Annotated in this window: 27 protein-coding genes; 21 read left to right on the top strand and 6 right to left on the bottom strand. The window is 48.0% G+C overall.

What is annotated here, in order from left to right; all coding sequences use genetic code 11:
* Positions 1–20: 20 nt before the first annotated feature.
* On the bottom strand, positions 21–794 hold the full coding sequence (locus KNO71_RS01010) for a sporulation protein (RefSeq protein ID WP_214684044.1): 774 nt from the start codon (positions 792–794) through the stop codon (positions 21–23).
* A 99-nt stretch (positions 795–893) separates the two neighbouring features.
* Here KNO71_RS01010 and KNO71_RS01005 point away from each other — a divergent pair, with 99 nt between their 5' ends.
* The 8 genes from KNO71_RS01005 (at position 894) to KNO71_RS00970 (ending at position 6,635) form a co-directional block, all read left to right on the top strand.
* Positions 894–2,078 carry a class I SAM-dependent methyltransferase gene (locus KNO71_RS01005; RefSeq protein ID WP_214686928.1) on the top strand — a complete coding sequence of 395 codons (1,185 nt, stop codon included), beginning with the start codon at positions 894–896 and terminating at the stop codon, positions 2,076–2,078.
* A gap of 35 nt (positions 2,079–2,113) precedes the next feature.
* Positions 2,114–2,542 (top strand): BrxA/BrxB family bacilliredoxin, encoded by a 429-nt coding sequence (locus tag KNO71_RS01000; RefSeq protein ID WP_012726551.1) that lies wholly within the window; start codon positions 2,114–2,116, stop codon positions 2,540–2,542.
* 56 nt (positions 2,543–2,598) lie between these two features.
* Entirely contained in the window at positions 2,599–2,940 is a 342-nt protein-coding gene (locus KNO71_RS00995; protein WP_074036735.1) for a DUF952 domain-containing protein, read from the top strand.
* Positions 2,941–3,121: 181 nt separating this feature from the next.
* Positions 3,122–3,913: a transporter substrate-binding domain-containing protein gene (locus KNO71_RS00990; protein ID WP_012726549.1), complete on the top strand. Its 792-nt coding sequence runs from the start codon at positions 3,122–3,124 to the stop codon at positions 3,911–3,913.
* Positions 3,914–3,973: 60 nt separating this feature from the next.
* Positions 3,974–4,633 carry an amino acid ABC transporter permease gene (locus tag KNO71_RS00985; RefSeq protein ID WP_012726548.1) on the top strand — a complete coding sequence of 220 codons (660 nt, stop codon included), beginning with the start codon at positions 3,974–3,976 and terminating at the stop codon, positions 4,631–4,633.
* Positions 4,630–5,352 carry an amino acid ABC transporter ATP-binding protein gene (locus tag KNO71_RS00980; RefSeq protein ID WP_031423364.1) on the top strand — a complete coding sequence of 241 codons (723 nt, stop codon included), beginning with the start codon at positions 4,630–4,632 and terminating at the stop codon, positions 5,350–5,352. Before KNO71_RS00985 ends, KNO71_RS00980 begins: the two co-directional genes overlap by 4 nt.
* 30 nt (positions 5,353–5,382) lie before the next feature.
* Positions 5,383–6,057, top strand: coding sequence for a metal-dependent hydrolase (locus tag KNO71_RS00975; protein ID WP_074036740.1), 675 nt, complete (start codon positions 5,383–5,385; stop codon positions 6,055–6,057).
* A gap of 2 nt (positions 6,058–6,059) precedes the next feature.
* On the top strand, positions 6,060–6,635 hold the full coding sequence (locus KNO71_RS00970) for an HD domain-containing protein (protein ID WP_214686926.1): 576 nt from the start codon (positions 6,060–6,062) through the stop codon (positions 6,633–6,635).
* A gap of 34 nt (positions 6,636–6,669) precedes the next feature.
* Here KNO71_RS00970 and fadH read toward each other — a convergent pair whose 3' ends face one another.
* Entirely contained in the window at positions 6,670–7,434 is a 765-nt protein-coding gene (gene fadH / locus KNO71_RS00965; protein WP_214686924.1) for a 2,4-dienoyl-CoA reductase, read from the bottom strand.
* A 180-nt stretch (positions 7,435–7,614) separates the two neighbouring features.
* Between fadH and KNO71_RS00960 the strand changes: the two genes are divergently transcribed.
* Positions 7,615–8,247, top strand: coding sequence for a hypothetical protein (locus KNO71_RS00960; protein ID WP_214686922.1), 633 nt, complete (start codon positions 7,615–7,617; stop codon positions 8,245–8,247).
* A gap of 39 nt (positions 8,248–8,286) precedes the next feature.
* On the opposite strand, the gene KNO71_RS00955 is transcribed toward KNO71_RS00960, so the two are convergent.
* Positions 8,287–9,357 carry an N-acetylglucosaminidase gene (locus KNO71_RS00955; RefSeq protein ID WP_251031921.1) on the bottom strand — a complete coding sequence of 357 codons (1,071 nt, stop codon included), beginning with the start codon at positions 9,355–9,357 and terminating at the stop codon, positions 8,287–8,289.
* 77 nt (positions 9,358–9,434) lie between these two features.
* On the opposite strand from KNO71_RS00955, the gene KNO71_RS00950 reads away from it, so the two are divergent.
* A complete protein-coding gene (locus KNO71_RS00950; protein WP_214686920.1) occupies positions 9,435–10,424 on the top strand; it encodes an aromatic acid exporter family protein in 990 nt (329 codons plus the stop codon).
* A 182-nt stretch (positions 10,425–10,606) separates the two neighbouring features.
* A complete protein-coding gene (locus KNO71_RS00945; protein ID WP_078147934.1) occupies positions 10,607–11,734 on the top strand; it encodes a M20/M25/M40 family metallo-hydrolase in 1,128 nt (375 codons plus the stop codon).
* Positions 11,735–11,779: 45 nt separating this feature from the next.
* On the opposite strand, the gene KNO71_RS00940 is transcribed toward KNO71_RS00945, so the two are convergent.
* Entirely contained in the window at positions 11,780–11,953 is a 174-nt protein-coding gene (locus KNO71_RS00940) for a hypothetical protein (RefSeq protein WP_012726540.1), read from the bottom strand.
* Positions 11,954–12,026: 73 nt separating this feature from the next.
* Between KNO71_RS00940 and rnz the strand changes: the two genes are divergently transcribed.
* From rnz to KNO71_RS00905, 7 genes are read left to right on the top strand one after another with little or no spacing between them, the layout of a single operon-like run.
* Positions 12,027–12,932 carry a ribonuclease Z gene (gene rnz, locus KNO71_RS00935; RefSeq protein WP_214686918.1) on the top strand — a complete coding sequence of 302 codons (906 nt, stop codon included), beginning with the start codon at positions 12,027–12,029 and terminating at the stop codon, positions 12,930–12,932.
* 1 nt (position 12,933) lies between these two features.
* The gene (locus KNO71_RS00930) at positions 12,934–13,818 is read left to right on the top strand and encodes a hypothetical protein (RefSeq protein WP_078147083.1); all 885 of its coding nucleotides are present in this window, start codon (positions 12,934–12,936) and stop codon (positions 13,816–13,818) included.
* A complete protein-coding gene (locus KNO71_RS00925) occupies positions 13,815–14,225 on the top strand; it encodes a DUF4430 domain-containing protein (RefSeq protein ID WP_214686917.1) in 411 nt (136 codons plus the stop codon). Before KNO71_RS00930 ends, KNO71_RS00925 begins: the two co-directional genes overlap by 4 nt.
* Complete coding sequence (locus KNO71_RS00920) at positions 14,203–14,862, top strand: hypothetical protein (RefSeq protein WP_214686916.1); 660 nt, start codon at positions 14,203–14,205, stop codon at positions 14,860–14,862. Before KNO71_RS00925 ends, KNO71_RS00920 begins: the two co-directional genes overlap by 23 nt.
* Positions 14,840–15,796, top strand: coding sequence for an ATP-binding cassette domain-containing protein (locus tag KNO71_RS00915; RefSeq protein WP_214686915.1), 957 nt, complete (start codon positions 14,840–14,842; stop codon positions 15,794–15,796). Before KNO71_RS00920 ends, KNO71_RS00915 begins: the two co-directional genes overlap by 23 nt.
* A complete protein-coding gene (locus KNO71_RS00910) occupies positions 15,769–16,314 on the top strand; it encodes a hypothetical protein (protein ID WP_078147079.1) in 546 nt (181 codons plus the stop codon). Before KNO71_RS00915 ends, KNO71_RS00910 begins: the two co-directional genes overlap by 28 nt.
* Positions 16,315–16,355: 41 nt before the next feature.
* On the top strand, positions 16,356–16,688 hold the full coding sequence (locus tag KNO71_RS00905; RefSeq protein ID WP_078147078.1) for a hypothetical protein: 333 nt from the start codon (positions 16,356–16,358) through the stop codon (positions 16,686–16,688).
* A gap of 29 nt (positions 16,689–16,717) precedes the next feature.
* On the opposite strand, the gene KNO71_RS00900 is transcribed toward KNO71_RS00905, so the two are convergent.
* Complete coding sequence (locus KNO71_RS00900) at positions 16,718–17,512, bottom strand: SDR family NAD(P)-dependent oxidoreductase (protein ID WP_214684055.1); 795 nt, start codon at positions 17,510–17,512, stop codon at positions 16,718–16,720.
* A gap of 145 nt (positions 17,513–17,657) precedes the next feature.
* On the opposite strand from KNO71_RS00900, the gene KNO71_RS00895 reads away from it, so the two are divergent.
* From KNO71_RS00895 to KNO71_RS00885, 3 genes are all read left to right on the top strand, one after another.
* On the top strand, positions 17,658–18,560 hold the full coding sequence (locus KNO71_RS00895) for a peptidase U32 family protein (RefSeq protein WP_214684057.1): 903 nt from the start codon (positions 17,658–17,660) through the stop codon (positions 18,558–18,560).
* 9 nt (positions 18,561–18,569) lie between these two features.
* A complete protein-coding gene (locus KNO71_RS00890) occupies positions 18,570–19,811 on the top strand; it encodes a peptidase U32 family protein (protein WP_214684060.1) in 1,242 nt (413 codons plus the stop codon).
* A gap of 78 nt (positions 19,812–19,889) precedes the next feature.
* Positions 19,890–21,287 carry an MATE family efflux transporter gene (locus KNO71_RS00885; protein WP_214686914.1) on the top strand — a complete coding sequence of 466 codons (1,398 nt, stop codon included), beginning with the start codon at positions 19,890–19,892 and terminating at the stop codon, positions 21,285–21,287.
* Here the strand turns inward: KNO71_RS00885 and KNO71_RS00880 are convergent, their stop codons facing one another.
* Positions 21,288–22,151, bottom strand: coding sequence for a DMT family transporter (locus tag KNO71_RS00880; protein WP_214684062.1), 864 nt, complete (start codon positions 22,149–22,151; stop codon positions 21,288–21,290).
* Between the last annotated feature and the right edge of the window lie 146 nt (positions 22,152–22,297).

Here is a 22,297-nt window from a genome sequence, read left to right as displayed (position 1 = left end):
ATGGCGTGTCAGTGATTTCCTTAAATCGATTGTTCAATCATCGATTCGATGTCGCGACGAACTTCAGCTACTGATAAACGTGCAACGTCATAGCGTACACGATGAGTCGACTCGTCCGTTCCCGTCAAGTCAGCAAAGAGACTTCCGAGGTCGTGGACACTGCGGTCGACTTGAATGAGCAATTCGATGGCATCCTCGTCTTGTAGAATCACAACTTCTACCTCGTCTAACTGGCGACCGAATCGCGAACCGTTCGCTGAATACTCGAGTTCTTGGGCAATCGGAAGACGTCCCGAACGATGACGTGCCGGGAGCATCTCCGTGTCGGCTTTCTTCAAACGGAATCCGAGCTCGTCCATCGCATCTAATATGATTTGTTGAGCTGCATTCGGTTGTACGGTGATCGCATCTTCATCTTTTGGATCGACGGCTTGGGCGATATCAAGGCCCGTTTCAATCCATGATTTTGATTGGCTCACAGAGAGTGGCGTATTGAACGGGACGTTGACTGTGAACGGAATTTCTTTCACTTCTCCAGGACCAATCATAAACGGTGCTTCATTCAATAAGATTTTTTCAATCGTGAACGTCGAGTATGTCGACTTATCGTTCACCTCATGTTTATACAACGTATTGAAGAAGAGATAGATACTGTCGACGGATTGTTCGACCGAACCGCCTTCGATATGGACGACTCCAGTGAGTTCTCCACCCGGTGTACAGTGGCTTTCATTCAAACGTGTGTCGACTTTTGCGGCACCGATTCCGATTGATGATAAAATCTTTTTAAACATATGTGTATCCTCCTTTGACGTAACGTCGTCTTCGTGTAATAGTATGTACGGACAGGTGAAACGATATGTTTCAAAATTTCTAAAAAAGGATTGAATCCATTGGAATATAAAGCGTTACAAGAGCGTCTCGCAGACGTCTTACAATCAAATCATCTCGTGTCGGCGACCATCAGTCAACCCCGTCAAAAATCTAGCGATCTCAGACGGGTCAAATTGAAACCGGTTATGCTACGAAATGCGTATCATATCCAGTTCGAGTATCAGTATGAGCGGGTGATGAACCATAAAAACTTGACACCAGATGAGGCTGTCACGGAAGTGAATGAGCTTCTCGAAACGTTCCGACAAGGACAGTTTCAGTTAAAAGATTCCGACATCCAGTTCCAATTATCGAAAAAGTTCAAAGTGACATTGAAAGAAAAGCAGACGGCTCAAAAAGAAGTTCAACTGAGCCACAATCGGGAAAAACAGTACGTGCTTCCACTCGACGAGCCAGTTCCGTTTCTCATTCGACTCGGCATTCAGTCAACGGACGGAAAAGTGAAGCGTCAAAAGTATGACAAGTTCAAACAGATCAATCGTTTCCTCGAGTTCATTGAGGATTCACTGAAATACTTGCCGGCAGACCGTACCGTTCGAATCTTGGATTTCGGATCAGGGAAGTCGTATTTGACGTTCGCTCTCTATCATTTCCTTCATGAGATGAAAGGATATGACGTCCATATCACAGGGCTCGATTTGAAGAAAGAGGTCATTGAAGAGTGTGCATCGATTGCGAAAGATCTTGGATATGAACGGCTCGAATTTTTAGTCGGAGACATTAATGAATATGAAGGGGAAACAGCTGTTGATATGGTCGTGACCCTTCATGCATGTGATGTGGCGACAGACATGGCGTTGGCACGTGCCGTCCGCTGGGGCGCGAAAGTCATCTTGAGCGTTCCGTGTTGTCAAAAGGAATTGAATCGTCAAATTCAAGCGTCGAATTTAGACGTGATGCTCCAACATGGCTTGATCAAAGAACGGTTCGCCTCACTCGCGACCGATTCCATTCGGGCTGAACTGCTTGGACTTGTCGGGTATGATGCCCAACTGCTCGAATTCATCGACCTCGAGCATACGCCGAAAAATATCATGATTCGTGCCTACTTGACGAACCGTCAGGCGAACGCAGAGACGAAGGCACGTTACCTTGCTTTCAAACAGACGTTAGGGGCAGACCCGTTCTTAGAACGTGAATTGAGCGATAGACTTGTCCTCGAGGTGGAACAAGACGTAAAATAAGGGAGTACAGACGAAATGTCGAAAGGGGAAACAACATGGATTTTCAATTATATTTTCAAGATGTAGTCGAACAAGCGCGTAACGAAGTACGTGCTGCAGGATACACAGAGCTCACGACACCGGAAGAAGTAGACGGAGCACTGAAAAAAGAAGGGAAGACACTCGTCCTCGTCAACTCGGTTTGTGGGTGTGCAGGAGGGATTGCTCGTCCAGCTGCCGCATACGTCAACAAGATGGAAGGTGTGAAGCCTGACCATTTCGTGACCGTGTTTGCTGGTCAAGACCGTGAAGCGACAGATCGTGCACGTGAGTATTTTGAAGGATATGCACCGTCTTCACCGTCAATCGCACTTCTTGAGGATGGCAACATCGTGACGATGGTAGAGCGTAGTGAAATCGAGTCATCGACTGCTGAAGAGCTCGTCGACCAATTGCAAACATTGTTCGACATCTACTTCGCATAATCAAGCATCGGCGCAAAGGCACTGCCTTTGCGCTTTTGTGAAAAGGGGCAGGGTATATGGAACCAGTCATCAAAATCATGACGGAGGCAGAATATATGATTGCCCTGTCACGCGGTGAAATCAATGAACCGTCACTTCAATCTGAAGGGACGATTAAATGTTGTACGCCGCAACAGATTGGAAAGGTCGTCAAAAAGTCGTATTCGGGTGAAGCGGTCGTTCTCGTATCGTTACACGTCAACCGACTTGGTCAGCTGCTACATTATGAATTGGATGAGGATGGAGAACGTTATCCACATGTGTATAGTGCCATCCCGATGACTTCGGTCAAACAGGTGCAACCGTATGGGTCACGCGACAATGGAACGGTCACATATTTCGCTTTCGAGCGAATGTGACCTTCTTTTTTGTATAATTTGCATGAATATACTTTACAAGTAATAATTATGTGTATATAGTGGTTGAAGACACAAGTCGGAAAACTGATGTGTCATAGAACAGTTGAGCTACGTTCACACATATGTCATAATTTTGTTAATGTTCTGATAATTATCATTCAACTATGAAAGGGAGATGAAGATGAAAAAAGGTTTTCTAGCATTATGTTTAGCAGGACTGGCCGCGTTCTCAGTCGCGTGTGGGGCAGACGTGAACGAAGGAGGATCGACATCGACCGATGGTGAGGATGACAAAGTCATCGTCATGGGTACAAGTGCCGATTACTTCCCATATGAGTTCGTCGATACAGCGAATGGCGACGAGATTGTCGGATTTGATATCGATATCGCCAAAAAAGTGGCAGAGAACATGGGATATGAATTGAAAATTGAAGATATGGATTTCGGAAGCTTACTTGGAGCCCTCAATGCAGGTCGAGTCGACTTCGTAATGGCGGGGATGACTCCGACAGAAGAGCGTAAAGAAAATGCCGATTTCTCAGATATTTATTTCACAGCGGTGAACTTGATCTTGTCAAAAGATGATTCGCTTCAATCACTTGAAGACTTGAAGGGGAAAAAGATCGGAGTCCAGCTCGGTTCGATTCAAGAAGGGATTGCACAAGATCAAATCACAGATGCTGAGATCGTCTCGTTGAACAAGATTCCTGAGATCATTCAAGAAATCAAGACAGGACGTATTGACGCGATGGTCATCGAAGATACGGTCGCGAAAAAATACCTCGAGCAAGATAGTGAATTGACGACATTTGAAATTGTGGACGAAGAAGAAGCAGGTTCTGCTGCTGCCTTCCGTAAAGATGATGAACTCCGCGATCAATTCAACGAAGAGTTGAAGAAGATGATCGACAGTGGAGAAATCGAAGAGTTAGCACAGAAATGGTTTGAAGAAGAGGCTGCGCCAGCCGAATAATGAATCGTACGAGGCTGACTGAAGATGAATCGGTCAGCCCTTTTTTAGGAGGAACTCACTATGGATTTTAGCCGGATTTATGATTCGATCCCTTATATACTTGAGGGGATTCCAGTCATGTTCCAAGTGGTGATCGTCTCGGCATTGATTGGGATCTCACTTGGGATTGTTGTCGCTACATTAAAAATTGTCCCGAATCGTCTGATTAACTTTATCGGACATGCTTATACGGCGGTGTTCCGTGGGACACCACTCATTTTGCAACTCGCCATCATCCACTTCGGATTGCCGCAACTGACGGGATATATCACGACACCGTACCAGTCAGCGGTCATCGCCTTCTCGCTCAACTCGGGGGCGTATATTTCAGAGATTATTCGAGCGGGTATCCAAGCTGTAGATAAAGGACAGTGGGAGGCTTCGGATGCTCTTGGTGTCCCGTATGTCAAACAGTTACGTTCCATCATCTTGCCACAGGCGTTCAAGAACATCTTGCCTGCTCTTGTGAACGAGATGATCACATTAACGAAAGAGTCTGCACTCGTCTCGACGGTTGGGGTGCTCGATATCATGCGTCGTGCGCAAATCGTCGGTGGGCAGAAGGCAATCTACTTCGAACCGCTTCTATTCGCCGGTGTGATATACTTTACGATAGTGATGATCTTGACGTATCTTGGACAACGTCTAGAAAAACGGTTAAGAAAGAGTGATGGAAGATGATCGAAGTAAAAGACCTACACAAACAATTTGGTGACTTAGAAGTTTTAAAAGGAATCACGACGACGATCGAACGTGGTGAAGTGGTTGCTGTCATCGGACCGTCCGGGTCTGGTAAATCGACTTTTCTACGCTGCTTGAACATGCTTGAGATTCCAACGAGCGGGACGGTCAGTGTCGACGGATTCGAGCTCACGAAAAAAGGGGCGAACGTCGCGAAGGCGCGTCAAAACATTGGGATGGTATTCCAACAGTTCAACTTGTTCCCTCATATGAGCGTATTGGACAATTTGACGTATGCACCAATCAACGTCTTAAAAGTCAGCAAGGCGGAAGCGCTGGAACGTGCGAAGAAATTACTCGAACGTGTCGGCCTTTCTGAAAAAATCGATGCCTATCCGAGCCAACTCTCGGGTGGACAAAAACAGCGTGTCGCCATCGCGCGTGCCTTGGCGATGGAACCGAACGTCATGTTGTTCGATGAACCGACATCGGCACTTGACCCTGAGATGGTCAATGAAGTACTCGACGTTATGAAAGGGTTGGCTGAGACTGGGATGACGATGGTCGTCGTCACACACGAAATGGGCTTCGCCCGTGAAGTGGCAGACCGCGTCCTCTTCCTGGATGAAGGGATTCTCATGGAAGAAGGAAAACCGGCTGACCTGTTGTTGAATCCGCAAACCGACCGGGCGAAACGTTTCTTGGAGAAAGTGTTGTAATCTGAACTTACGAAGGAAGGATGAATACACGTGAAAATCACCTATTATGGACATGCGACTGTAGGATTTGAGATTGATGGCGTAAACGTGTTGATCGATCCATTTTTGACGAGTAACCCTCATACGGAAATAGACCCTTCTACACTACGTCCGGACTATTTGTTGCTCACACATGCTCATTTCGATCATATCGAGGATGTCGAATTGATTGCGAAATCGTCGGGTGCGACGATTGTGGCGACACATGAACTCGCAACGTATTACGAGAAAAAAGGCTTCTCTGTTCACGGGATGAACATCGGGGGAGGTCATGCCTTTCCGTTCGGGCGTGTCACGATGACCCAAGCGTTCCACAGTTCGAGCTTTGACATGGGGGATACACCGGTCTATATGGGGATGCCTGCCGGATTCATCATCGAGACGAACGAACTGACGCTCTACCACGCTGGAGACACGAGTCTCTTCTCCGATATGAAGATGTACGGTGAACGGTTTGAAATCGATGTCGCGTTCCTTCCAATCGGAGACAACTTCACGATGGGACCGACAGACGCATTAGATGCGGCACAATGGCTACAAGCGAAACGTGTCGTCCCGATTCACTTTGATACGTTCCCGCCGATTAAACAAGATGCTCAGGCATTTTGTGACCAATTGCACCGTCGAGGTCTCTTGATTGAACCGAATACGACGATCGAGATTTAAGCATGGACGTGATTCAAGCGACGCGAGAGTTCATCGGAACGATTCATGCAAATGACGCGTCGGGTCATGACGTCGCCCACATTACGCGTGTCGTCCGACTAGTGGAACGTTTAATGGAGGATGAACCGGTCAATCGGACGGTTCTCCTCCTCTCGGCATATTTACACGACGTGGAAGATCATAAGCTCGGTCGTCCGAACGGTCTCGTCAAACAGCATCTGTCCTCAATTGACATCACTGAAGAGCAAGTGGAATTGGTGATGGCGGTGATTGATGAGGTCTCCTTCTCAAAAGGCAAGACCCCGACGACCCGGGAAAGCGAAATCTTGCAAGACGCCGACCGTCTTGATGCGATGGGGGCCATCGGGATTGCGCGAACGTTCCAGTTCGCGGGTTCTCGCAAAACTCCGCTCGATTTGTCGGAAGAGAGTGCCATTCAACATTTTCATGACAAGCTGTTGAAGCTGGCGTCGATGATGCATACCTCAAAAGCAAAACAACTAGCGATGTCACGTCATGCTTTCATGCAGCAGTTTCTAGAACAGTTTCATGAAGAATGGGATGGGGTGGACATATAAAAGGACGACCGAGTATATTCGGTCGTCCTTTTGATTAGAATGGATGCTTGTTCAACCAATGACCACCGTCAAGAGAGATGCAATCCCCGTTTAAATAGCGCATCTCGTCTGATGCCATCCAGTAAGCGAGGTCCGCGATCTCTTCCGGTGTCCCAAAACGTCCAAGTGGGACGTTACGGCGAATACGCTCTACTTCTTTTACGTGGGAGACGAGCTTTTCAGCGCCGCCTGTCCGTTCAATCGGTCCAGGACTGATGGCATTGACCCGTGCGCCGAATTGATAGCCCCATTCAACCGCGAGTGTTCGCGTCAAATTCAAGACGCCTGCTTTCGCTGCCGCACTCGGTGCGACACCAGGACCTGCCTGCCACGCATAGGAAGCGACCATGTTGATGATGGAGCCGCCACGGATTTCATCTGCTTCCCAATGTTTCCCGAGAACATGGGTGCAGTTGAATGTCCCGTTCAAGACGATGTCGATGACACTTGCCCAACCATTAGGAGATAAATCAAGGGTCGGACAGACGAAATTTCCGGCAGCATTGTTGACGAGTGCGTGTACTGGTCCATAAGCGGATACGATGTCAGCCAGTGCTTTCGCGCATCCTTCATAGTCACGAACGTCATGTTGCACACTCATCGCCTGACCTGCATCGATTGAATTCAAATCGTTCATCGCTTCTAGTAGTCGTTCCTCGTTTCGACCGCTGATAGCGACGTTCCATCCTTCCTGTATAAATTTTAATGCCATCGCTTTCCCCATGCCGGACGATCCCCCGGTAATCCAAATCGTTTTCATCTTAATTCCCCCTCAAAAATGAATGGTCGTTCATTTTACGTATTCGTCTTATGATGTAAAACTCCTTCAACAAAATGTCATTCGATGTTGAATCATTCTTTTCACTTGAGAAGTATATACATGATGTAACGATTGATATTCAAAACCATGACGTGAATTTAAAATAGGAGATGATGGAATATGAAGCGTATTACAGGGCTGACCATATTCATACTTATCATTGTCGGAATGTTTGTGCTCATCGATCAATCTGATTCAAAGAAAATGTCTGAACAGGTCGAAAATAAGATGTTCACCCAAACGGAGACAAAGGTTTATTCTGAGTCGACGGTCGAAGAACTGAAGAAAATCCTTGAGACGTTTCAAAACGATTTGGCTCCGCAAATCAATAACGATTTCGAACGAAAGTTGTCAGAACGAATGTACGTGGAGATGAAGAAGAGTGGTGAAATCATCGATGTGAAGGAACTTATAATCCGTGCAAAAGACCAAGCTGATTTTGAACGTGCATGGTTGGAGCATGTGAAAAGCGAATATGGAATCGTAGTAACGGGTGACGAAGTCGATGAACGGATTGAAAAAGGACCGGATGCGACGGTGGTCGAGTCTCAAAGACGATATGCAGAGGCAAAAGAGATGAGCGTGTATGAGCTCAATCATGATTATTATCGCGATCAATACGTGAAATGGGTCGTGTGGGAAGATTTGATTCCGCTCGTCACAGACCGCTATGAACAGTCAAGTGAGCATGTGCTCGACAACAATCGACTCATCGAATTGTATGAGCAAGAGGTGGAAGTTATAATCGAATGAAGCGTCAAGCAGCCCGACTCGTATGAGCCGGGCTGCTTTTCATTGAATTTTTTTCAAGTACTTCAAACCGAGTTCACGGTCGATCGTGTACATCGTACCGGCAACTTTCTCACCCCAGTATGGATCGGAGGCATAGAAGATATTGATGCCTTCCTGCTTGTTCCCAGGATAATCGCCACGAGCATATGGCCCAGTGACATATTTAGTCGCAAACAATTCAGCAGCAGCTTGTACGCTGGCGTCAATTGTTTTAAAGGATGTCGCATTCCCGCTCGGGTCGTCATCTGTCGCGCGGAACCCAAATAGGTTCCGCTTGTCCCGAGCGATATCGGACGTTCCAAATCGGGACTCATGCCCGGCAACCGCCAGCAGGAATAAGGCATTAATGTTATACGTATCTTCTGCCCGTTTAAAAGACTTGCCTTCCCCAGCGAGTGGTGAATCGATGGATTTTAAATATTGATCAAACTCGTCAGCCGAATATGGGGACGACTTGCGAATCGATGCAAATTGATAAGGAGAATCGAAGACGTCTTGGACACGTTCTGTGTAAAAACGGTCATCCGAGTTTTTTTCTGTCGGACCTACAAGGAACGTACCGGCGAGATTGGCGTTCGCTTCCACCGTATGGTAGACGTCACCTTCTCGAATCTCGTAATATCCACGTCTCTTCACAACCGCTTCAGGGAATAACGCCATTTGATCCGGTTTGACATACACATCCGCCCCGGAGATACGTACTTTAAGATGATCGTCTCCGCGCTCAATTAGTTGAAGTCTCGTGCCACCAGCGACATAGGATTGTCGTGTTTTAAATGATGCATCTTTATATAAGTTTGTGATAGCATCACTCGGAGTGACGACGACTCCGGTACCTGTAAAATCGAGTACTTCTCCAGAGGGGGAGAACAATGTCCGGTTCTTACCGGCCGTCATGTATCGTTTTGCTTCTGCGAGAGATTCGAACGACCTCGTGACACGGTCGCCATTCGTCACCGTTTCGACGGTATAGGTGTCTTCACGGGAAGATTGAATCCATAAAAAGGCTGCGATGGCGAGACTAAGTGTCGCAATCATCGGCCAAACCTTAAGTCTTTTCTTTCGTTTCAATCAAATCACTTCCAAACTTTTGAATTGCCAAACGAGTTGATTTAGTCAACAATTTGATGGAGAAGGGGGAAATTAGTATGAAAATTGGAACGCGGACGTTAAAGACCGCGGTCGCAGCAGGTATCGCGATGCTCATTTCCGAAACAATTCATCTCGATTATTTTGTATTTGCAGCCATTATCGCCATTTTAAGTATTCAAGAGACGCGTAAAAAATCGATTCGCGCCTCCTATGAACGAGTCATGGCAAGTCTTCTCGCCATCGGAATGGGTGCGGCGATGTTCACGCTACTCGGCTATTCACCGGTGACGCTCACACTTTATTTTGTCATTTTCATTCCACTCGTACAACAATTGAAACTGCAAGACGGGCTCATTACGAGTGTCGTCATTTTGACCCACCTCTACACCGAGGCACAGTTTACACTCGAGTTATTTATCAATGAGCTATTCCTCATTGCAATAGGTGTCGGTGTCGGGCTCGTCGTCAACATGTATATGCCGACGCTTGACCGTGAGATTGAACGGATTAAAGAGAATATCGACCGTTCGCTTGCTGTTCTGTATTATGACGTGGCGGCATGTGTCGAGACGGGCATCTATAACAATCACTCGATGATGCTCATCAAGACACGGGACTATCTGAAAGAGGGGAAAGATTTAGCCCTTCGCCGTATGGGAAACTCAATCGGAAAGCGGAATGAAGACATGGACTATCTATACTTCCGGATGCGTGAACGGCAGTATGATATTCTCAAACGAGTCGCGGATAACGCCAGAGAAATCACGATGGTCGTCAATGAAGCGAAACCGGTCGCGACGTTCTTACGTCGAGTCGGGGACCATGTGAACGAGCAGGCCGATGCATCCGTCTTTCTACAGGAGCTTGAAGAGATGATTGAGCATTATCGAAAAAACGTACCTCTCCCCACGACGCGTGAGGAATTCGAGGTACGCTCATCCTTATTAAATATTTTATCTGATGTAAAAAGTTACTTGATCTTGAAAGAGCGATACATCTTGCTCTTAAAAGAACATGGTCATGCTCGAGAGAAACGTGCTGATTAAAAAGATTGAGACGATGACGACGACGCCGATTTGAATGATGCGTTGTCGTCTTTTCTGTTTTTTCTTCATGGTCTGCCTCCATATACGTGTTTGCCATCATTGTACAGAATGGAAAAGATTCGTGCAATCCAGGGGAGTTTGATATAATGGTCAAGAAATGTTTGGATGGAGGGATGTTGTTTATGGTAAACGAGACACGCGTGCTCGACACATTTTTAGGATTGGTCGGCATCGATTCAGAAACGAAGGAAGAAGCGATCATCTGTGAACATTTGAAAGGTGTATTCACAGAGCTTGGCTGCGACGTCTACGAGGACGACGCATCAACGAAGACGGCACACTCTGGTAACAACTTGATCATCACGTTGCCTGCAACGAAAGACAATGTTGATCCGATTTACTTTACGGCTCACATGGATACGGTTACTCCAGGTAAAGGAATCAAGACGAGCATCAAAGACGGATATGTCGTCACGGATGGTACGACGATTCTCGGAGCAGACGACAAGACCGGCCTCACTGCGATGATCGAACTCGTGCGTGTATTGAAAGAAAAACAAATTCCACATGGTCAAATCCAGTTCGTGATCACTGTCGGGGAAGAATCAGGTCTCGTCGGTGCGAAAGTATTGGATTTATCGAAAATCGATGCGAAGTTCGGTTTTGCCCTTGATTCGGATGGACCAGTTGGAGACATCATTGTCGCCGCTCCGACTCAAGCAAAAGTGAACGCGAAGATTTACGGGAAGACGGCTCATGCTGGTGTCGCACCTGAAAAAGGAATCTCGGCGATTCAAATCGCAGCGAAAGCCATCGCGAAGATGCCGCTCGGTCGTATCGATGAAGAGACGACAGCCAACATCGGACGTTTCGAAGGGGGTCGCGCGACAAACATCGTGTGTGACTATGTCGAAGTTCTTGCTGAGGCCCGTTCCCTCATCCATGAGAAGATGGAGAAACAGGCGGAAACGATGAAACAAGCGTACATCGAGGTCGCTGAGTCGTTCGGTGGTCGTGCCGAAGTGGACATCGACATCATGTATCCTGGATTCAAGTTTGAGGAAGGGGACGAAGTCGTTGAGGTGGCGAAACGTGCGGCTCAGACAATCGGACGTCCGACTCGAATCTTACACTCAGGGGGCGGTTCGGATGCGAACGTCATCGCCGGTGGGGGAATCCCGACAGTCAACTTGGCGGTCGGCTATGAAGAGATTCATACGACGAACGAACGGATGCCACTTGAAGAGTTGTATAAACTCGTCGAATATGTCGTGACAATCGTTGAAGAAGTCGCATCACCTAAGCAATAAAAAAGAGCCGACCATTCGTCGGCTCTTCGTATGTGTTCGTACTCGTTATGCTGCGAACTCCAGTGATTCTAAAATCAACTCGTCTGTGCAATGAAGTTCGATCGCTATGTCGTGAATGCGGATAGAGGTGCCTTGTTCCTGTTGGTGCAAGCGATTCATCAAAGCTGCGCGTTCTCGAATCGTCTCATAAATCGATTCGGGTTGTTCTGCCTTTGTCATCACAAATCACATCCTTTTCAGCGATTACGTCAAGTATAGCATGGAACGGCTTGAAGAAAGGAATTAAATATTTATGAAGTTACAGTTTTTAGGAACTGGGTCGGGGATGCCTTCGAAACAGCGCAACGTATCGGGGCTAGCTCTCGATTTATCGAACGTGACCTGGCTGATTGATTGTGGCGAGGGCACGCAACACCAAATGCTCTATACGAAAATCAAACCGAGAAAAGTGACAGCGGTATGGGTGACGCATCTTCATGGTGACCATGTATTCGGATTGCCTGGATTCTTATCGACTCGTTCGGCACTCGATGGAACCGCCCCCTTGACCGTCTATGGACCAAAAGGATTGAAAAAATGGCTTGAAGCTACGTTGCGTGTCACAGGCTCACATCTAGGATACGAGCTGACCGTGATCGAGTACTCGGACGGGGACACATTCATACAAGACGACCATCTCGTCACTGTGCGAAAATTAGAGCATCGGTTCCCTTCATTCGGTTTCCGAATCGATGGTCCAGAAAAACCGGGCATGCTACGCGTCGATCTTGTAAGAGAACTCGGTATTCCAAGTGGACCGATTTATCGAACCATCAAAGAATCAGACCGATTTGAATTTGAAGGAAAATGGTATGACTCTAAAGAATACGTCACTGAACCGATTCCGGGAAAAATCGTAGCGATTTTAGGAGATACAATCCCGTGTGAGAACGCGCAGAAGTTGGCGGATGGAGCAGACCTCCTCGTTCACGAGGCGACGTTTATGGAGGCGGAACAAGCGCTCGCTCGGAAGTATGGTCACTCGACGACACGTGAAGCGACCGCGCTAGCGAATGCGTGCGCCGTCGGCAAGCTGATTGTGACACACATCTCAGCACGCTATGTCGGACGAGAGGAAGAATTTGTTCAAGAAGTTGTGTCGGATTTTCCATCGAGTCTCGTTGCGACGGACTTTTTAGAATATACAGTGGGGGAGTGATGTGACCATTCAACTCTATGTATGGGCAGCCTTTTTAGTAATCAGCGTTCTATTAGGGATTCGATTGAATCAATTAAAAGAGCCGGAAGCGAACTTTTTTCCAAAGTTCTTATTTTATTCACTGCTTGGAATCGTGTCTTTCCCCATCGGCGGTTTTCACATTCCGATTGGCTTTCTATTGTCTTTTTTGTTCTTTCCGAAACAGAACAGCCGGTATAAATGGTATGGGGCACTGTTAGGGTTCTTCTTTTTTCTTGTCTTGCTTTTTGTCCCGTTATTCGATCAATCCGGGTTTCGTTCCGAATCGCAACAAATCGGCGCCGTTTCGGTCACGGATGAATCGTTTGATGACATGACTGAAAAATTGTTACAACGAATCAATAGTGAATCGATTAAATTAGATCGTGGGAAACTACAGATCGACCGAGAAGGGAACGTTCAATCCATTGAGTACTTACTCATGGTGGAACGAGCCGAATCGTTCCAACAGATCCGTGTAACATACGGCTCAGGACAACTTTCGTATGAACAAGTCGATGAACTGCGTAAAGAATCTGGACAGGCCTTTTTTGAAAAGCTTGTCGAATTCGACCACATGCTGTCGACGTTACGAGGTCCTTCATGGGATGAGTATACTGACGTCGTTTCTGCCCCAGTGTTACAACTTTCCTATGATGGGCTGTATGACATGTACACGTTCGAAAACGAATCGATGCTCATGATCAATCGGGACAATGAACTGGTCAAGTTCTGGCTCCAGCGCGAACCAGTCCTCGCAAACAGCATCCAACTCGTCGGACTGACACAGGAAGGACGAAGTTCAGGCGAACGTTTTGCGATACTATATAATTATTCGATACATCAACGAGAGGATTTGACAGAATGATCAAACCGTATTTGAGTTTTTCCCTATTAGCGACCGCACTTCTTGTCGGATGTGGCGGAGAAGAAGCCCAACAAGAGGCGTGCGATGTAAGTCCGACCATTTCCGTATACAATGCGGCGACGGAGGAGACGCTCTATCAAGAGAAGAGCGTCTGTTTGGAAGATGATGCGACCGTGCTCGACGCATTGAAAGCGACAGGGCTTGACCTCGAAGTGACAGGAAGCGGAGACATGTCGTACGTGACGGCAATCGAAGGCGTCGAAGAAAAATCAGAAGGACAATCGTCAGGCTGGGTATTTGCTTTTAATGGTGCGCCCGGAGATGAAGGGGCCGGTGCTAAAGAAGTAGAATCGACGGACGTCATTCAGTGGCGGTTTGAAGAAGATGCGATTGCTTTCTTCGAATGAGGCAGATTGGGAGCGGCGACATCCTGTCACGCTCCTTTTCTTTCTATTCAGCCATCTATTCATCCTGACGTATATCCAAGATGTCACGGTATTGGTCGTCGGTCTTGTCCTGTTGCTCATGCTTGAACGTCGGTTTCCGTGGACGATGCTCATCGTATTGATTGCGTTTGCTGTCGTTTCGGTCTTCCCTGCATTGTTCGGGTGGGAGTTATCGCTCTCTTACATATGGCGTCAGCTGTTGAGGTTGGCTACTTTTTTACTTGGCATGCTGTGGATTTCTCGTATTGTTCGATTGGAACGATTGCTGCCACTCCTCTCCAAATGGCCCCGTTCAACTTCCCTCTTGTACGGGGCGTGGGCACTTATTCCTTCGATGGAACGGGCGGTACGTCAGTCGCTCAGAAGTCACCCGAAAAAAGCCTGGCAAGAAGCGATCGAGAATGGCATTGAGAGCCAAAGGCATGAGCCAAAATTTGCAGTCGAGCCGATGCGTCGCTTCCGGGCCGAGGATGTTCTGCAACTCCTTGCGATTGGCTTGATTGGTTATGTATCAATCGAATGGACCATCATTCCATGGCTCATCTATCCATACATCACAAAAGGAGGTGTTCGTGATGCAATGGCTTTCTACCGTTGACGGTTCGTTCGAGGCATATATCGAACGGTATCGTCCTCAAGTCATCAGAATGAATCAACCATTCTCAGGAAAAGTTGGTCATTTATTATCTGGTGTTGACCCGCTTCGGGGAGCGGAACTTGCCTCACTCTTACAAATCGATGCACTATATCCAAAAGCGTTTGACGCCTGTTCAAGCGGAGAACAACAGATCGTACAAGTCGCTCATGCACTGTTAAATCAACCCGAATCACTTGTGCTTATCGAACCGTTTCGCCACCTCGATCAATTTCGTCGAGAACATCTAGAGATGCTATTCCGTCGTATAACCGATCTCGGTGTTCAAATCGGTTATACGGAACGGGCGCAAGAATCGTCTGAAGACATGAAAATCACTTTCCGACAATCGGAGACGATACCGAGGATTGAAGCGACCGATGTATCCTATCGTCATCCGCTTCAGGCGACTTATGCCATTGAAGAAGTGACGGTCCAAATAAATGAACCGGGCCTCACCGTCTGTATTGGTACGAACGGAAGTGGAAAATCGACGTTGCTCGAACTTTTAGCAAGGAGCAGACGCCCTCTTCGTGGACGGGTGAAGCGGGGGGAGCGAGCTGCCTATCTTCCTGCCGAAACGGAATACGGTCCGTTTCCGAAAGAATCGAATCGGAGGATCGCTCAACTACAAGCCGTCCTGAACGACCCGGCAAGCGTCCTTTTGCTCGATGAACCGACGGTGGATTTAACGAATGGGGAGCGAACGGCGTTCCTTGAAGCGCTCTTGAAAAAGACAGAATCAGCACGCGTGCTTTGTGCGACCCATGATTTGGCGTTAGTCGACCAAGCGACGGACGTGATTTACCTTGCAAGTGGTCGCGTGGTCTTTCAAGGTGAGCGCTCAATCTTTCAAGAACGGAGTACGCTATGGTCACATACGTCCTCGCCATTCTGATTGCCATCCTGGTGCTGTATCGATTTGAGAAATCTGACCTCCCGATTCAACCGCTCGTGCAGCTCTTGGCACTCGCAGTCATCGGGCGTTGGCTCTTTATGACGATTCCGAACGTACAGCCGACGACAGCTATTTTGATGCTGACCGCATTATGTATTGGGTTGAATGCTGCAGCGATCTTGGCACTCTTCGTACCCATCTTGTCGGGTCTGTTGCTCGGGATCGGACCGTTCGTCTTCTATCAATTTTTGGGGTGGCTTCTTGTCGTGACGCTCGTAAGCAGTTTTCGAACGATATGGATGAAGTCAGGTATCCTTTTCCTTACGCTCGGTTTTTTCTCTGGATTTTTATATGGATGGACGACAAATCTGGCGTTCATAGAAGTGATTGGAGCGGACTTTTGGAAGCTACTTTTACTCAGCGTCCCGTTTGACTTGGCACATGGGCTATCGAACGTTGTCTTCCTCATTTTAATCCGTCCCTTGTTTGAGCGCATATTCCTTCGTCAATTCGGGTAAATATACAATAGTCAAATCATTTTGAGTGAGGTGAACGACGGATGGGTGCATATATCAATCTCACTGAAGTCGGCATGTTTTTACTCGTAGGATTATTGTTTATCTTGTTAAATCTGATTCTATTGGCAAAACGTTACACGAGAGCCCGTTTTGCCATGATCAGCATCCTTGCGGCGAGCGTGTGGCCAGCACTCATGATTGTGCTTTCCGTGGAACAACTGAGCATCATGGACCAGCTCACATCGGGAGACCTGACGCTCGATGCCATCATGGCGTGGGGAGTCGTCATCGCCACAGCGCTGATGACCATGATTCCGGCAGGTGTGTTTCTATATCGGCTTGTAAACGTCTCTCGCTTACACTCTGAACCATAAAAGGAGCGACCCGATGCGGTCGCTCCTTTTCATGTGGTCGATTCAGCAGGTGTTCCATCAGCCGGTTTCTGGACGCGGCGTAGTACTTCTAAACTGAGAGCTCTCGGCATCAATTTGGCGACCCCGACCAACAGCTGATTCGAGAGTCCAGGGATGATCACACGCTTGTTATTCAACACCCCTTTGTATCCGAAGAAGGCGACGAGATGAGATGGCATTTTCGAGAATGATAATTCACTCCCGGCACGATTAAAGAAATTTGTATCCGTCGGGCCAGGGCATAATACACTCACATGCACACCGCTACCTTTCACTTCGGCATGAATCGCTTCAGTGAATGAAAGGACATAGGCTTTCGTCGCATAATAGACGGCCATATAGGGACCAGGTTGGAAGGCAGCGACGGATGCGACGTTCAACACATATCCGTGGTCACGTTCGAGCATGCCAGGCAAATAGGCTTTCGTCAGTTCGGTCAACGTATTGACATTCAATCGGACCTCGTCGGCCTCCGTCTCGGCATCGAGGTCGGCGAATGCGCCGGACGTGCCGAACCCGGCATTGTTGATTAAAAAGTCGACAGTGAGGCCAGCTTCGGCGATCATCGTCGTCAATCGGACTGCTGCGTCATGTTTTGCTAAATCTAGTGCAAAGACATGTACGTTGATGCGATAACGTGTCTCAAGTACTTTTTTTAGTTCATGCAATCGTGGTTCGTTCCGAGATACTAAAATACAGTCGTAGCCGTCGCGAGCGGCGAGTACGGCCAAGTCTAGACCGATGCCCATCGAGGCGCCGGTGATTAAAGCTGTCTTTGACAACATGATCCACTCCTTTGATGAAAAGTCATACATTGTTACTGAATTCTTCACGAGTTGTTAAAATCCTGCTCCGTTCGCACATTGAAACATATGCTAAAGTATAGCAAGAAAATGTGATTAGACTCACAAAGTAGGGAGTAGAATAAATATGATGATTCAGCTCGTCACTACGGCGCAGTGCGTCGATCAGGCAGAAGCGTTAATCAAAGCCGGTGCGGACCGACTGTATATCGGAAATTCGAGGTTTGGGTTGAGACAAAAAGGTGACTGGACAATTGACGCTGTGAGGGAAGTCACACAACTTGCCCATCGGTACGGGAAAGAAGTGACAGTAGCCGTCAACAACCTGATGCACAATGACCACATTGAAGAATTGACGGATTATTTGCAAACGCTGAAAACGATTGGAGTCGATGATGTCACCGCTGGAGACCCTGGTGCCATTCGCTTGATCCGACAGGCAAAGATTCCGTATTGGTATGATGCTCAAACGCTCGTCACGTCCGCCAAACAGATTCAATTTTGGGGGAAACGCGAAGCGATTGGAGCGGTCGTCGCGCGTGAAGTGACCATCGATGAACTCGTTTTGATCCAACAACAAATCGGACTTCCTGTTGAGGTACAAGTATATGGTCCGACGTGCATCCATCATTCCAAACGACCACTCGTGACGAATTACTTTAACGAACTCGGGAGACCGATTGAAGAAGCAAAACAACGCGAATTTTATATGAGCGAACCGGCAGATACGACGAGTCGTTATCCCATCTACGAGGACGAGAACGGTACCCATATATTCTCTGAGGATTTGACGCTCATGGGACAACTTCCGACGTTAGTCAAAAATGGACTTCACACGTGGAAGCTAGATGGATGGCACGCCGGGGCCCAGTTTGTTGAAATCGTTCAGTTGTTTACTTATGCCCGGACGAATTTGTTGAACGGTCGATTTGATCGCATGGAGATGGAACAACGTCTTCATGAGCTACAACCGGAAGCGTTCCGTCTCGGTACGGGATTATGGTTACGCAAGCCAGAAGAGATTAAGTGAGGGATCAAGATGAAACGACGTCCAGAATTATTAGCGCCAGCAGGAAACTTAGAGAAATTAAAGATGGCCATCCATTATGGTGCCGATGCGGTCTATATCGGCGGACAGCAATTCGGGTTACGTTCACGTGCCGGTAATTTCAGTTATGACGAGATGCGTGAAGGGGTAGCCTTCGCACATGCGAACGGTGCGAAAGTATACGTCGCTGCGAACATGGTGACGCATGAAGGCGATATCGAGGGGGCAGGTGACTTCTTCCGAACACTTCGAGATATCGGGATCGACGCGGTCATCGTCTCGGATCCAGCGATGATTGAGATGTGTCTCACGGAAGCAGAAGGGTTGCCCGTCCATTTGTCGACCCAAGCTTCGGCGACAAACTATGAGACGCTTCGTTTCTGGAAGGAAGAAGGGCTCGAACGAATCGTCTTGGCACGTGAGGTATCGATGGATGAAATCGTCAAAATGAAACAGGAAGTCGATGTCGAAATTGAGACGTTCGTCCATGGGGCGATGTGTATCTCCTATTCCGGTCGATGCACGTTATCGAATCACATGACATTACGGGATGCCAACCGTGGGGGATGTGCCCAATCATGCCGCTGGAAATATGGTTTCTTTGAAGAGGGAGATCTTCTGACAGAAGAGATGGAAGCGCGTGACGAAGAGCCGTTCTCGATGAGTTCAGTTGATTTATCGATGGTCCGCCACATACCTGACTTGGTGGAGGCGGGAGTGGATAGTTTGAAGATTGAGGGACGAATGAAATCGATTCATTACGTCGCGACGGTGTGTAACGTCTATCGTCAAGTGATTGATGCGTACTGTGAAGATCCAGAGCATTTCGTCTTCGACCCGGCATGGGAAGAAGAAATTTGGAAAGCGGCCCAACGTGAGCTCGCGACGGGGTTCTATTACGGGATCCCGACTGAAAAAGAGCAATTGTTCGGGAAACCTCGTTCGATTCCGCAATTTGCGTTTGCCGCTCGTGTCATCTCATACGACCCTGTGACGGGTATGGCAACGCTTGAGCAGCGGAATCACTTTTCAATCGGTGAAGAGGTTGAATTTTTCGGACCCGGATTTGTTCGTTTTTCACAAGTCATTGATACGATGGAGGATGTGGACGGTCACCTCCTCGAGTCTGCTAACCAAGCGATGATGACGATTCGTGTAAAAGTGGATCGGCCAGTCGCGACCGATTACATTATGCGTAAGCGAAAAGGTGTGCGTGCTCGTTCGCTCGTTTGACACATCCACCGAGCCAACATAGTCGCCCGTTCCGTTCAATCCTGCTACCCTAAGAAGTAGAGACGGAGGGATGGAAGAATGAACCAAAATACGGAGCAATTACGGACTGAGCCCATCGGCAGACTCCTCTTCAAGTTATCGCTTCCGGCGATGATTGGGATGCTCGTGACGGCGCTCTACAATATCATTGATACGATTTTTGTCGCCCGAGGGATCGGTGCATCGGCAGTCGCTGCCATCGGGATTGCGTTCCCGATTCAGATGATTTTAATGGCCGTGTCGAGTGCCGTTGGTCTAGGTGGGGCGTCTATCAGTTCGAGGAAGCTTGGACGCGGTGACGATGCCGGTGCAGCCGTTACATTCTTGAACGTACTTGTCCTCGTCGGTCTGTTTGCGGCACTTGCGGTCAGTTCTGCTTTCTTTATGTTAGATGACATTTTAAAAGTGTTCGGTGCGACGACCGAAATCATGGATCTCAGCCGACAGTACTTATCAGTTGTATTAATCAGTTCACCATTCTTCATGTTCACACTCGCTTCGAGTGCGATGGTTCGTGCTGAAGGACAGGCACCTTATCAAATGAAGGTCATGCTGACGACCGTTCTCGTCAACCTCGTGACGACCCCGCTCTTCATTTTCACGTTCGACTGGGGCATGTACGGGGCAGCGACTTCGACGGCACTCGCCCAAGTCATCGGTTCCGTATTGATGCTGCGCTTCTTCTTCGCCCGAAAACCAAAAACGGAACTGCGCTTCAAGTGGCGTCAGTTCCGGATTCGATTCGATGAGATAAAAGAAATCATGGCAATCGGTTCGTCTTCGTTCATCATGATGGTGTCCCAATCCATTTTATTCGTTGGTGTCAACGTGATGCTCGGTACGTACGGCGGGACCGAAGAATTGGCCATATTCGCCATTATCAACAAGTTCATGGCGCTCGTCGGTATGCCAATCATGGGAATCGTCCAAGGGATGCAACCAATCGTTGGATATAACTACGGTGCAGAGCGATTCGACCGAATGCGTGAAACCATTTGGACGGCGATGCGGACCGGGATTGCGATTGCTGTCATCATTTGGTTGATTCTGCAGCTATTCCCGCAAACACTCATGGGCTGGTTCTCGACGGATGAGGCGCTCATTGCTGGCGGTGTGACGGCGATTCACATTTTGTTCGCCGTTTCCTTCCTTCCGAGTGTTCAGATGCTCGTCAATGGAATCTATCAGTCCCTCGGGAAAGCACGCGTCGCTATGTTCTTGTCCCTTTCACGTCAGACGCTCTACACGATTCCGCTCGTCTTTATTCTCCCGTCGTTCCTCGGAGTGTTCGGCGTATGGTTGGCATTCCCAATCGCTGATGCGATGACATTTTTGACGGCTGTTGCTTTGGCATTCTGGGACCGTAAATTATTATTCCGTTCTTCAGAAGAAGATAAAGAAGCACATGATGTAAATCCAAAAGCGACAAACTTATAATCAAACGTCCGCTCGTGTCGAGCGGGCGTCTTCTTTTAGGAACAAGTATATCCCACCGAGGAGGACGACGGCTCCGATCCATTGGAACGGTCCAAGTCGCTCTCCGAAGAAGGCGTATCCAAACAGCATTCCCCACAACGCCTCTCCAAGAATCGTGATACTGACGACGGTCGCACTGACACGGGCAAGCGCATAGTTGAACAGATTGTGCCCGAGGATTGTCGGGAAGAAAGCGAGCGCGAGGAAGTACCACCAGTTGATGGATTCAAAGGCAGTGAATGTCGTGCCGCGAACGAGCAACATGAAGCAAAGCACGACCGTCGCAACGAGATATACGCTAAAAGAATATGTATTCGTGTTCATCGAAGCTCGTACATGCTGTCCAACGAGCCAATACCCTGCAATCAATAGGGCGGCAATCAAGGCGAGTAGGTCTCCGAAGAGGGCTTCACGGCCGAGTTGAACGTCCCCCGCAGCGACGAGCATGCCCCCGAGGACAGCAACGAGCGCGAAGGCCAGTCCCTTTCGAGTCGGATTCTTTTTAAAGATGAGTGCATTCCCGATCAACACAAAAATTGGACTCGATGTGACAAACAGTGTGGAGCTGGCGACCGTCGTGTAATCGAGTGACAAGAACCAAAGCCAAAAGTGAAAGGCCAGTAACGTTCCGCTAAGGAGTAGAGCATAACGTGTCATAAGGCGCGTGGTGATCAGTGATTTGAAATCGACAAACGGTAGCAACATGAGACACGTGAAAAGCATTCGGTAAAATGCGGCAGTCTCGGCAGGTGCCGACGTCCATTTGACGAAGAGGACGCTCGTCGATAAGAAAAAGACAGCGGCGAATAAGATAAGATAAGACATGGCGACACTCCTTCACAGTTGTACTTCTCTGTTAATGATATCGCAAAACAGCCACGAGGCAAGACATGATTCAAAAAGAGCAAACAAATGCTCCCCTCTCGATGTGTCCATCCTCGACTTGATATAGTAAAATACATAGTAGAAGC

This window comes from Exiguobacterium sp. s163 (genome assembly GCF_018617135.1).
In the GTDB taxonomy this organism is placed as follows: Bacteria; Bacillota; Bacilli; order Exiguobacteriales; family Exiguobacteriaceae; genus Exiguobacterium; species Exiguobacterium profundum.
The sequence above is the reverse complement of the archived record's forward strand: the minus strand, read 5'-3'. Positions and strand labels throughout refer to the sequence as shown.